Origin of the sequence: Methyloceanibacter methanicus (genome assembly GCF_001723285.1) — a bacterium.
Taxonomy (GTDB): Bacteria; Pseudomonadota; Alphaproteobacteria; order Rhizobiales; family Methyloligellaceae; genus Methyloceanibacter; species Methyloceanibacter methanicus.
On sequence record NZ_LPWG01000002.1, the window covers coordinates 46,159 to 58,779 of the forward strand.

Genomic DNA, 12,621 nt, shown 5'->3' on the forward strand with positions numbered 1-12,621 from the left:
GTGTGCCGGTTCTAACCGGCGGAGGCTTCCAAGTCCCGGATCTGATCGGCGATCTCGACCACGCGCTGGGCCATGGCGAAATGCAGCCGCTCCACCATGTGGCCCTCGACGACAATGACGCCCTTCTTCTGGTTTTCCGGCAGGCCGAACGCGTCGATGACCTTGCGCGACCACTCGACCTCCTCGGCGCTGGGCGAGAATATCTCGTTACAGGGGCCTACTTGCGCCGGGTGGATCAGCGTCTTGCCGTCCATACCTAGAATGCGGCCCTTCTCGCACTCGTCGCGGAACCCCTCGACGTCGCGGAAGTCGTTGTAGACGCCATCGATGATGTCGAGCCGGTAGGCGCGCGCGGCGGCAAGCGTCATGGCGAGCCAGGGCACCACGGCGAAGCGGTCGTGCAGCGCGCGGGCGCGGCTTTCCTTGATGAGGTCGTTGGTGCCCATGACGAGGCAATCGAGCCGGTTGTCGTCATAGACGGCCCGTGCGGAAATGGTGCGGGCATTGAGGATCGCCATGGGCGTTTCCATCATGGCCCAGAGCCGGACCTTCTTGGGCGCGTGCACGCTCTGCAGCAGCTTGGCGGCCGAGATGATATCGCCGGAGTGAATGACCTTCGGGATGAGGATCGCGTCCGGCGCGGCCTCGCAGGCGGCGATGATGTCCGCCGCGCCCCAAGGCGTCTCCAGCGCGTTGACCCGGACCACGACCTCGCGGCCGCCATAGCCCCCGTCGGCCACCGCCGCGCAGACCTGCTCCCGGGCCGTAACCTTGTCGTCGGGCGCGACGGCGTCTTCGAGATCGAAGATCAGCGCGTCGGCAGGGATGGTCTTGGCTTTTTCCAGGGCCCTTGTGTTGGACCCCGGCATATAAAGCACGCTGCGGCGCGGACGACCTGCCATTCGATACCCCCCATGTGGTTGCAGTCCGATATTGCACTGCAACATAGTGGTGGCGCAACAGGGGGAACGCCGTTCCTTGGTCGAATTCAGCGGCCTAGAAGATCCTTGACGAGGGTGCGGGGCTTCACGGCGCCCGTGACGGTCCCCACGGCGAAGTAGAGCACAAGGCCGACGGCAATCAATGCGGCGAGGGCGGCAACCTGCGCGAGGAGCCCATAGGCCGGATCGAAATAGGACCGCAATGCGCCGGCGATCCACCAAAGGCCAAGCCCCATGGCCACGCTGGCGAGGACGATGCCGCGGAAGGCCCGCCGGAACTTGTCGTCCAGGATGAATTCGCCACGTTTGCGTAAGGCGAAGGCCAGGAGCGCCACGTTGATCCAGCCCACGAGGCTCGTGGCCATGGCGATGCCCGGCGGCCCAACGAGGACGAAGAGCAGCGGGCTCAACACCGCGTTGCCCACGAGCGCCGAGCGCGAATAGAACATCGGCGTCTTGGTGTCTTCGCGCGCGAAGAAGCTCGGCTGCAAGACCTTGACCACCACATAGGCGGGCAGGCCGAACGAAAGCGCGGCGAGCATGGCGGCCGAGGCCCGGGCATCCGTGGTCGTAAAGGCGCCCCGTTCGAACAGGACGCGCATGATCGGCTCCGCGCAGAAGAACAGCGCCACCGCGGCAGGCACGGTCATCAGCAGCGAGAATTCCAGCGCGCGATTCTCGCTTTCGACGACCGCTTCGGCATCGCCGCTCCGCAGCTTGTGGCTGAGATCGGGGAGCAGCACCACGCCGACAGCCACGCCAATCAGGCCGAGCGGAAGCTGGAAGATGCGGTCGGCATAGTAGAGCCACGACACCACGCGATCTTCGAGACTGGCGACGATGGTGGCGATGACGATGGCGATTTGCGCGACGCCGCCCGCGATGACCCCCGGGATCGCTAAGTGAACCAGCCGCTTCATGTCGGCGTTCCACCGGGGCCGTTCCAGCTTGAGCCGAAGACCGGTCCGGACCGCGGCAAACACGACAATGGCGACCTGCAGCAGTCCGGAGACGGCAACGCCCCAGGCCATGGCCACGCCGGCGACATGGTGTTCGCCGTGCCCTGTGGCGATGAGGCCGAGCAGCACGGCGATGAGCACGAAATTCAAAATGCTCGGGGCGAAGGCGGCAGCCGCGAATTTGCCGAGCGTGTTGAGAAGGCCCGTATAGAGCGCGACCCACGACATGAAGAGGAGGTACGGCATCGCGATCCGCACCAGCAGGACCGTGAGGCGAAACTTGTCCGCATCGTCCGAGAACCCGGGCGCCAGAAGCATGACAAGCCAGGGTGCCGCGATCTCCGCCAGCACGACGAAGGCGACCAGGATGGCCGTGAGGCCCGCCAGTGCCCGGGCCGCATAGGTCTTCGCGGCCTCTTCCCCGGCTTCATGCAGCTTCTTGGTGTAGAGGGGAATGAAGGCGGCGTTGAACGCCCCTTCCGCGAAGATGCGGCGAAACATGTTGGGCACGCGGAGCGCGACGAAGAAGGCGTCCGAGATGGCGGACGCGCCGAGCACGGCCGCGATCAAGATGTCCCGGACGAAGCCGAGCAGACGGCTGATGACGGTCATACCGCCGACAGTGGCAAACCCGCGATAGAGCTTCATGGGTGCTGCGCCATCGGGATAGGCGGCTTACGAGCGGGTGGCGCCCAGGATCACGAGAGCTCCAATTCCGGCTCTTGCGTTTCCATGAGCACGCGGGTCAAACGCTCCCGGATCAAAGACTCGCGGCTGGAGCTCCTGACTTTCTTGCCGGTGAGATCGGTCACGTAGAACACGTCCACGGCCTTCTCGCCGAAGGTCGCGATATGCGCGGAGGCGATGTCGAGATTGAGGTTCGATATTTCGCGGGTGACTTCGTAGAGCAGGCCGGGCCGGTCGAGCGCGTTGATCTCGATGACCGTCAGTGCATCGGAGATCGTGTTGTCGATAATGACCTGGGGCTCGACGGAGAAGGCGGAGAGGCGCGAGGCGCCGATGACCTTGGCCTTGATCACGTCAACCACATCGGTTTCGCCCTTGAGCATGCGCTCGATCGATGTCGCGATCTTGCGCGCGCGCCGCTTTTCGTCTTCGGCGTGGTCGAACTCGCGCTCGAGGTGGATCGTGTCGAGCGCCATGCCGTCGCGGGTGGTCGAAATCTGTGCGTCGGCGATATTCGCGCCGGCCCCCGTACACGCGCCCGCCACCATCGCAAGCAGCCAGGGATGGTTCGGCGCGAACAGCGTGAGTTGCGTGACGCCGCGGAACGCATCGGTCGAAATATTCGTGACGACGATGCTGTTCTGCTCTTCGGCCTCGCGCAACAACCGCGCATGCTCGGCAATGACATCGAGATCGGTACGCAGCCAATAGGCCGGGTAGTGCCGGTCGATAAACCGGTTGAGATCCTTCTCCGGCCAATCGGCCAGGCGCTCGCGCAGTTCGTTCTGCGCGCGCCGCAGGCGCTGCGACCGCGTGAGTTCGGTGTGGCCGCCGCCCAGCAACGGCTCGGTCTCGTAGTAGAGAGTTCGCAAGAGCTGCCCCTTCCACCCGGTCCAAGTGCCCGGCCCGACCGCGCAAATGTCGCAGACCGTCAGGAGCAGGAGCAGCTTGAGCCGCTCCCGGCTTTGCACGATCTCCGCAAAGTCCCGAATGGTCTTCGGATCGTTGAGGTCGCGGCTTTGCGCGAACAGGCTCATGGTGAGGTGTTGCTCGATCAGCCAGGACACCGTCTCGGTTTCGGATGGCGTGAGCCCCAGGCGCGGACAAAGCTCCCGGGCAATTCGCGCGCCCGCGATGGAGTGATCCTCGTCACGCCCCTTGGCCACGTCGTGCAGCAGCGCCGCGACGTAGAGCGCGCGGCGATTGTCGATCGTGTTAAGGATCTCGTTCGCGAGCGGGTGTTCGGCCGCGTGCTTCCCGCGCTCGATGGCATCGAGATGGCCTACCGTGCGGACCAGATGCTCGTTCACCGTGAAGTGGTGATACATGTTGAACTGCATCATCGACACCACGCGGCCCCACTCGGGGATGAACCGCCCGAGCACGCCGGCCTCGGTCATTTTGCGCAGCGCGGCCTCCGGATCGCGTGCCGACGTCAGCAGTTTCAGGAACAATTTGTTGGCGGTCGGATCCTGGCGCAGATCTTCGTCGATGAGACTGAAATTCGCGCGGATCAGGCGCAGCACTTCGGGCGACAGCGCGGCCTGACTTTCGTCGGCCACGACGAACAGGCGAATGAAGTTGACCGGATCGGTCTTGAACGCGTCCTTGGAGACGGTGGAGATTCGGCCGTTCTCGATCCGGAAATCGGAGGTACGGCGCAGCTTGGCGCGCCGGCGCCAGTCGAACGGCGCCAGGAGCGCATCGAGCGAGGGCACGGATTTCAGTTGCTTCAACTCCAGCGCGGTACAAACGATCCGCGTCAACTGACCGACCTCCAGCGCGACCATGAAGTAGTGCTTCATGAACCGCTCGACACCGCTGAGCCCCGCATGGGCGCGGTAGCCGAGCCGTTCCGCCATGGCCCGTTGCAGATCGAAACTCAGCCGGTCTTCCTCCCGGCCGGTGAGAAAATGCAGGTGACACCGGACCGTCCACAGGAAGAACTCGCAGCGGCGGAAGCTGGCATATTCACCGGGCGTGAACACGCCGGCATCGACGAACTCGTCCTCGGCCTGGTCGGGATAGACGTGCTTGGCGAGCCAATGCAGCGTGTGCAGGTCGCGCAGGCCACCAGTGCCTTCCTTGATGTTCGGCTCCACGAGATAACGCGAGGCGCCCGCACGCGAATGACGCGCATGCTGCTCGGCAAGCTTCGCTTCGATGAAGGCGCGCGCGTCCACATCGAGCACCTCGCGCCGGAACCGATGGAGAAACTCGGCAAAGAGCTTTTCGTCGCCGAGGATCAGCCGCGCGTCGAGCAGCGCGGTGCGGATGGTCATGTCGGCCCGGCTCAGCCGCAAGCACTGGCTGATCGTGCGCGCCGCGTGCCCCACCGTGAAGCCAAGGTCCCACAGGAGATAGAGGATGTACTCCGCGACGCTCTCGCCCCAGGCGGTCTGCTTGTAGGGCAGCAGGAACAGCAGGTCGATGTCCGAGCCCGGTGCCAGCAACCCCCGTCCGTAACCGCCTTGCGCCACAACGGCCATGCGTTCCGACGTGGAGGGATTCTCGGCCCTATAGACGTGCTCCGTGGTGAAGTCGTAGGCGAGGCGAATCAATTCGTCCTGGAACGCCGACAGGCCGGCGGCGCAAGCGCGCCCGTCCCCGTCGTCTTCCAGCTGCGCCTTGGCAAAGGCTCGCGCCTGATCGACGTAAGGCTTCAGGAACTCGACCAGCGCCGCGCGCATTTGCGTGTCTTGGCCCGCATGGGCCCGCGCAACCTCGGCGGTTTGTTCGCGCAATGAGTCGAAGTCGAAATAGGGAGGCTGTTTGATGACCGCTTGATCCATTGGAGCCGACCTTAGCACATCCGTCCGCTAGGCATCGTCTAATAGCCCCTTCAAGCGATAGAGCGCTTCCAGAGCCTCTTTCGGCGTCATCCCGTCGGGATTGTAGTCGCGCAGCGCCTCGGCCAGTTTCGACGGCGAACCGTCCGGCCGCGTCGAGACGGCGGCCTGAAACAGCGGCAGGTCGCCTGCAAGGTCCGCCGGTTTCGGACGCCCATCGGCCTTCTCGAGCTCCGCCAAGACGGCGCCGGCGCGGTCGAGGACGGGCGCCGGAAGTCCGGCGAGCTTCGCCACATGGATGCCATAGGACCGGTCCGCGGCGCCCATCTTCACACGATACAAAAACACGATCGCCTCGCGCCACTCCTTGACCTCGACAGTCGCGTTGGCCACACGGGGCAGCCGGTCGGCGAGTGCCGTGAGTTCGTGATAGTGCGTGGCGAACAGGACCCGCGACCTGTTCACCTCGTGCAGATATTCGAGCGCGGCCCAGGCGATGGACAGACCATCGAAGGTCGCCGTGCCCCGTCCGATCTCGTCCAGGACCACGAAGGATCGCGGCGTCGCCTGATTGAGGATCGCGGCGGTTTCGACCATCTCGACCATGAAGGTGGAGCGCCCACGCGCGAGGTCGTCCGCGGCCCCGACGCGACTGAACAGCCTGTCCACAAGACCGATATGGGCAGACTTCGCGGGCACGAAGGCCCCGGCCTGCGCCAAGACCACGATCAGGGCGTTTTGGCGCAGGAACGTGGACTTTCCGCCCATGTTGGGACCGGTCACCACGAGTGCGCTCGGCGCGTCGTTCTGGTCGTCCCCACCACCGCGAAGCCGGCAATCGTTGCCGATGAAGTCCGCGCTTTGCTCTCGGCGCAATGTCTGTTCCACCATCGGATGGCGGCCTTCCTCGATCGCGAAGACGGTGCTGTCGTCCACGCGAGGCCGCACATAGCGCTGCTCCACCGCTAGCTCGGCAAGCCCGGCATAGGCATCGAGTTCGGCGAGCGCGGCGCTGGCCGAAGACAGAGACCGTTCCGCATCCATCACCTCGGCCGTGAGCCTGGCGAAGATATCCAGCTCAAGCGCGAGCGCCCGTTCGGCCGCGGACGTGATGCGCGATTCGAGCTCGGCGAGCTCGGTGGTCGAGAAACGCACCGCATTGGCCATGGTCTGGCGGTGGATGAAGGTCTCTGCATGGGGCGCGGCCGTCAGCGTGGGCGCGTGCAGCGCCGTTACCTCCACGAAATAGCCGAGCACGCTGTTGTGCCGGACCTTGAGCGACTTGATGCCCGTTGCCTCCGCATAGGTCGCCTGGAGGCCGGCAATGACCTTGCGGCTGCCGTCGCGCAAGGCCCGCAACTCGTCGAGATCGGTGTCGAAACCGGGCCGCACGAAGCCGCCGTCGCGAGCGTTGACGGGCAATTCGTCCGCAAGAGCGGCGGACAAGGACGCGGCGACCGCCTGCGGCGCTTGCGCCAGGCGCTCGGCGATGGCCATCAGTTCGCGCGGCAGACCGAGCGCTTCGCCTGCGTTCAAGAGCCGGGCCGCAAGCGCGTGCGCCGCGCCGATCGCCGTCTGGACCGCACCGAGGTCGCGCGGGGTGCCGCGGCCGAAGGCGAGACGCGCCAAAGCGCGGGCGAGGTCCGGTGCCGCCTTCAAGCCGTCGCGCAGATCCTGACGCAGGCGCGGTTCGTCCGCGAGATAGCCCACCGCATCGAGCCGGGCATTGACCGCGGGTCCATCGGTCAGCGGGCTCGAAAGACGGCTGGCCAGTTCGCGCGCCGCGGCCGCCGTGACGGTCCGGTCGATCGCGGCGAGGAGACTGCCCGCCCGCGTTCCCTGGTTCGAGCGCACCAGCTCGAGATTGACCCGCGTCGCCGCATCGATCAGCAGAAGCTTGTCGGCGCTTTCCTTGCGCGGTGGACGCAGAAGCGGCGCGCGGCCCACCTGGGTGAGCTCCACATAGGTGAGCAGGCCCGCAAGCGCCGCGAGCTCGGCCCGTGAGAATTCGCCGAACGCGTCCAGCGCGGCCACGCCGAGACGCTCCTTCAAGGCCCGTTCGCCACGGACCGAGTCGAAATGCGCGCGCGGGCAGGGCGTCAACGCGGCACCGGCCTCCTTGACGAGATTGCGGATCGCTTCGTCGCTCGCGAGGTCCTCGCCGGCGAGCACCTCGCCGGGCCGGATGCGCGCGAGCTCGCCAGGCATGTCGGTCAGCCGGCAGGTCGCCGCGATGAGTTCGCCGGTGGAAATGTCGATCGAGGCCAAGGCGAAGCGCGGTTCCGCGCCCGTCTCCGTGCGGCTCCCGGAACAGAGCCGTGAGGAAGTTGTGGGCGCGGCGTCGAGCAGCGACTCCTCGGTCAGCGTCCCGGGCGTGACAAGCCGGACGACATCGCGCCGGACGACGGCCTTCGCCCCGCGCTTCTTGGCCTCGGCTGGGTCCTCGGTCTGTTCGCACACGGCTACGCGGTGTCCGAGCGCGATCAGTTTCTGCAGATAATCGTCGGCGGCATGGACCGGCACGCCGCACATGGGAATGTCCTCGCCGAGATGCTTGCCGCGCTTGGTCAGCGCGATCCCGAGCGCGCGCGAGGCGACCGAGGCGTCCTCGAAGAACATCTCGTAGAAGTCGCCCATGCGGTAGAACAGAAGGCTGTCGGCGTTGGCGGCCTTTATCTCCAAGTACTGCGCCATCATCGGCGTGACGCCCTCGGGCGCACGGAGCTGCGATTTCGTCGTGTCGTCCACCGTCATGACCGTCTCTGATTGCAGGCCCATGTGAGCCGGGCGACCACCTCCGGGCTCAAATCATCGAACCACACGCCACACAGCAAATCCTGGAAATTCGGGTCGCGGGCGGCCTCCGCCACCACCGCATCGACGACCGGACCGTCGTCATAGGGTATCAAGTCCTCCAGCATCCCGGCGGATAGGATCCCGAGCAGGTTGGGATTGTCCTCGATCTCGAGTATGGCCTTCACCAAGGCCAAGGCCTTCAAGGGCTCGCTTCCAGTCAGGGTGTGCTGGTAATCGTAGAGGTCGTACCACTGGTCGTCGCGCTCGATCTCGATATCAGAGCGCGACATGACCTCGACCCATTTCGTGGCAAGTTCCGGGAGCGGCAGCGCCTCGAACGCGACCGGCTCGGACTTGGGATACGCCGCCTCTTCCCAGGCCCGGTAGGCGGGCTCGTCGCAGATCGTCAGGAGGCGCCGCGCCAGATCCGGATCGTCTACCTTGCCGTTCCCTATGGACGCCGCCTGGCGGCCCATCAGCCACCGCAGACGCGGCTGCCGCAGTGCAAGCTCTTGCAGGAGAGGCGTCGCCACCGAGGCGCGGAAGACAAGAAGCTGACCGAGCGGCTTGCCTTTGGCGATCAGGTTGAGGACCTCTTCGTCTTGCTCGTGCTGCAGCGCCGCCTCGATGAAGACGATCCCGCGCTTCGGATCGTCATGGGACAAGCGGTCGAAATGCATGACGAAGGCATACACCCCGTGCGTGCGATCCCGGAATCGGGTCGTGCAGACCTCGCGCCAAGCGCGCACCCAGTCGGTCATGGGCATGGCCTCGATCCGCGCGGCGACCTCGCCGTAGCCGGGCACGGGATCGAGCGCGGCGCCCGAGGCATCGCAAAACCCCAAAACTTCGTCGCACCAGGCCATCAAAGCGTCCTAGCTTCTCACCGTCGGGCGCACAAGGGCGCGCGCCGCGACAGTTGGGGAGGACGGTTGGGAAATGGCTTCCCGCGCCTTTCGGTGTCCTCTAGGGTGCGCGGCCTCAACGCCATTTGTCAGGAGAGCCGTCATCACTCGCCCTTCGAAACGCGCACCGGACGCGCTGCGCCCCGTCAGCCTGGAACGCGCGGCCTCGCGCCATGCCGAAGGCTCTTGCCTTGTCCGCTTCGGCGAGACCCATGTCTTGTGCACGGCCTCGGTCGCCGAAAACGTGCCGCCCTGGCTCAAGGGCTCGGGACGTGGCTGGGTCACCGCGGAATACGGCATGCTCCCGCGCGCCACTCACGACCGGACCCGCCGCGAGGCGGCGGCCGGCAAGCAGTCTGGCCGGACCCAGGAGATTCAACGCCTGATCGGCCGCTCCTTACGGGCGGTGACCAATCTCGCCGGCCTCGCCGAGAAGCAGGTCCTCATCGACTGCGATGTGCTGCAAGCCGACGGCGGCACGCGCACTGCATCGATCACCGGCGCCTGGGTCGCCTTGCACGACGCGCTCGCCTGGATGGAGGCGCGCAACATGATCAAAGGCAATGTCTTGACCGATCACGTGGCGGCGGTCTCATGCGGGCTCTATGGCGGCGAGCCTGTGCTCGATCTCGACTACGCCGAGGATTCCGAAGCGGACGCGGATGCGAATTTCGTGATGACCGGCCAGGGCGGGATCGTGGAAGTCCAGGGGACGGCGGAGACCGACCCCTTCAGCCAGGAGCAATTCGATGCGCTGATGGGGCTGGCACGCGGCGGCATCGCCGAACTCGTCGAACTTCAAAAGATGACCATTGGCTAGGGGGATGGCGGTGCTTGGATGTGGCGCGCTTCATCGCGATTCGAAACTTGTGATCGCCAGCCACAACGAAGGCAAGGTGCGCGAACTCGGAGAGCTGTTCGCGCCACTCGGGATCGCTTGCGTCTCTGCCGGGAGCCTCGACCTGCCCGAACCGGAGGAGACCGGCGACACCTTCGAGGCCAACGCGCTCTTGAAAGCCCATACGGCCGCATCCGGGTCGGGCATGATGGCGTTGGCCGACGATTCCGGCCTCGAAGTCGACGCGCTCGGTGGCGAACCCGGCATCCATTCGGCGCGTTGGGCCGGACCGAAGAAGGACTTTGCCGAAGCGATGCAGCGCGTGCACGAGGCCCTGGCGGCCACGGGGGGCGCCTTCAGCCACGCCAACTTCACTTGTGCCCTGGCCCTGGCCGCCCCCAACGGCGACGAGGCCGTGTTTTCCGGCCGCGTCTTCGGGCATATCCAATGGCCGCCGCGCGGCGAGCATGGCTTCGGCTACGACCCCATCTTCGTGCCCGAAGGCTATAAGGAGACGTTCGGCGAGATGGATCCGGCGCTGAAGAACGACCTGTCGCACCGCATGCGCGCCTTCGAACAGCTGATCGAGGCGACCTATGCCGAAGACGGCAACACAGACTAGAGCCTTGTCCGACGCAGAGCCGTTCGGTGTCTACGTCCATTGGCCGTTCTGCGCGGCCAAGTGCCCCTATTGCGACTTCAACTCCCATGTGCGCCATGGCGGCATCGACGAGGACCGTTTCCTCGCCGCCTATCTCAAGGAGCTGGCCCATTTCGCGGCACTCACGCCGCGAACCGTGACGAGCGTCTTTTTTGGTGGCGGGACGCCTTCGCTCATGGCCCCGCGCGTCACGGATGCGATCCTCGACGCGATCGCCACGCATTGGACGCTCGATGCGAACGCGGAGATCACGCTCGAGGCCAATCCCACCAGCGTGGAGGCGGAGAACTTCCGAGGCTATGCAGCTGCGGGAGTCAACCGCCTCTCGCTCGGGGTTCAGGCCCTGGATGATGCCAGCCTCAAAGCCCTCGGGCGCTGCCATAGCGCCGACGAAGCGCTGGCGGCCTTCGCGCTGGCGCGGGACTGTTTCGAACGGATCTCCTTCGACCTGATCTATGCGCGGGAGGGGCAGTCGCTCGACGGCTGGACGGACGAACTCACCCGCGCGCTCGGGTTCGCGGCTGATCACCTGTCGCTGTACCAACTGACCATCGAGGACGGGACGCCCTTTGCCGCGCTGCACGAGGCCGGGCGTCTGCATGTGCCCGCGAGCGAGGCGGCGCGCGCGATGTATCTGGCGACCCAGGAACTGTGCGAGGCGGCGGGGCTTCCGGCCTATGAGGTCTCCAACCACGCCGTGCCCGGCGCGGAATCCCGCCACAACCTCGTCTACTGGCGCGGCCACGACTATGCCGGCATCGGCGCGGGCGCCCATGCCCGCATCACCACGGGCGGCACGAAAAGGGCGCTTTCCACTTTGCGGCTCCCCGAAGCCTGGCTGGCTGAGGTCGAGGCGCGCGGGCACGGCCTTGCCAGCGACGAGCCGCTCAGCCCACGCGAATCGGCGGAGGAGTATCTGTTGATGGCCTTGCGGCTGGCCGAAGGCATGGGCCTGTCCCGGTTCGCCGCGCTTGCCGGCACACCCCTCGACGAGACCCGCATCGATGCCCTCGCCGCCGAAGGCCTGCTCAGCCGGACCGGCGACCGGCTGACAGCCACGCCAACGGGACGGCTGGTGCTGGAACGGCTGATCCTCGAGCTCGCCGCCTGAGGGCCGGGTGCGAAGAACCGCGAATCCGCATAACGTCTCACGCACGGAACGCGTGAGAACAACGAGATCGACCCGTGCGAGACGACGGCAAAGAAGAGGCCAATGCGAGGACGGTGGCGCGGGCCGGCGAAGCCCTGGCCGAGCTCCTGGACCGGCCGCTGGCGGCCGGGCTCTACCTCGTGGCCACACCCATCGGCAATCTCGCCGACATTTCCTTGAGGGCGCTTGCGGTTCTGGCCCGCGCGCCGCTCGTGGCCGCCGAGGACACGCGGCACTCGCGGAAATTGCTGTCGCACTACAATATCCACGCTGAGCTGACGCCCTATCACGAGCACAACGCCGCGCGCGAGCGGCCGAAGCTGCTCGCACGGATCGAGGCCGGCTATGCCGTTGCGCTGATCTCCGATGCCGGCACGCCGCTCGTCTCGGACCCGGGCTACAAGCTCGTGCGCGAGGCGCTCGATGCCGGGCTCACGGTCACCAGCATTCCGGGCCCGTCGGCGGCGCTCGCCGCGCTGACGTCCGCGGGGCTGCCGACCGATACGTTCCTCTTCGGCGGCTTCCTGCCGCCCAAGTCCGGGCCGCGTCACACCCGCCTGGAGGCGCTGCGCGACACCCAAGCGACGTTGATCTTCTTCGAAACGGCCCCGCGTCTTGCCAAGAGCCTTGAGGACATGGCGGCCGTGCTCGGTCCGCGCGAGGCGGTGATCGCCCGCGAACTCACCAAGCTGCACGAGACGCTCCATCGCGGCACCGTCGATAGTCTTGCCGGGCAGATCGAGGCGCAGCCGGTCAAAGGCGAAGTGGCCGTTGTGGTCGCGCCGCCAAGCACGGAAGAGGCGGAGGTGGACGATGCGCGCCTCCTTGCGGACCTGAGCCGCGCTCGGACCATGAGCCTGCGAGACGCGGTGCGCGCGGTGACGGACGCGCGGGG

General features: G+C 66.3%; 8 protein-coding genes and 1 pseudogene. 4 read left to right on the top strand and 5 right to left on the bottom strand.

Annotated features, from left to right (window positions below):
• Positions 1-11: 11 nt before the first annotated feature.
• The 5 genes from AUC68_RS00830 to AUC68_RS00850 form a co-directional block, all read right to left on the bottom strand.
• Positions 12-902, bottom strand: a complete 891-nt coding sequence (locus AUC68_RS00830) for an HpcH/HpaI aldolase/citrate lyase family protein (RefSeq protein ID WP_069435912.1) — start codon at positions 900-902, stop codon at positions 12-14.
• Positions 903-988: 86 nt separating this feature from the next.
• Complete coding sequence (murJ, locus tag AUC68_RS00835; protein WP_069435913.1) at positions 989-2,548, bottom strand: murein biosynthesis integral membrane protein MurJ; 1,560 nt, start codon at positions 2,546-2,548, stop codon at positions 989-991.
• A 50-nt stretch (positions 2,549-2,598) separates the two neighbouring features.
• Positions 2,599-5,379 (bottom strand): [protein-PII] uridylyltransferase, encoded by a 2,781-nt coding sequence (locus AUC68_RS00840; RefSeq protein ID WP_069435914.1) that lies wholly within the window; start codon positions 5,377-5,379, stop codon positions 2,599-2,601.
• 27 nt (positions 5,380-5,406) lie between these two features.
• On the bottom strand, positions 5,407-8,154 hold the full coding sequence (gene mutS / locus AUC68_RS00845) for a DNA mismatch repair protein MutS (protein ID WP_069435915.1): 2,748 nt from the start codon (positions 8,152-8,154) through the stop codon (positions 5,407-5,409).
• Entirely contained in the window at positions 8,127-9,038 is a 912-nt protein-coding gene (locus AUC68_RS00850) for a DUF6869 domain-containing protein (RefSeq protein WP_069435916.1), read from the bottom strand. The genes mutS and AUC68_RS00850 overlap by 28 nt, the downstream gene beginning before the upstream one ends.
• A gap of 142 nt (positions 9,039-9,180) precedes the next feature.
• On the opposite strand from AUC68_RS00850, the gene rph reads away from it, so the two are divergent.
• The 4 genes and pseudogenes from rph to rsmI form a co-directional block, all read left to right on the top strand.
• Positions 9,181-9,897: a ribonuclease PH gene (gene rph, locus AUC68_RS00855; RefSeq protein ID WP_069436095.1), complete on the top strand. Its 717-nt coding sequence runs from the start codon at positions 9,181-9,183 to the stop codon at positions 9,895-9,897.
• Positions 9,890-10,537, top strand: a complete 648-nt coding sequence (gene rdgB, locus AUC68_RS00860; protein ID WP_244500327.1) for an RdgB/HAM1 family non-canonical purine NTP pyrophosphatase — start codon at positions 9,890-9,892, stop codon at positions 10,535-10,537. The genes rph and rdgB overlap by 8 nt, the downstream gene beginning before the upstream one ends.
• Positions 10,512-11,687, top strand: coding sequence for a radical SAM family heme chaperone HemW (gene hemW, locus AUC68_RS00865; protein WP_069435918.1), 1,176 nt, complete (start codon positions 10,512-10,514; stop codon positions 11,685-11,687). The genes rdgB and hemW overlap by 26 nt, the downstream gene beginning before the upstream one ends.
• Before the next feature lie 179 nt (positions 11,688-11,866).
• Positions 11,867-12,493, top strand: a pseudogene (gene rsmI / locus AUC68_RS15410) (16S rRNA (cytidine(1402)-2'-O)-methyltransferase); the annotation flags it as partial.
• Positions 12,494-12,621: the final 128 nt, after the last annotated feature.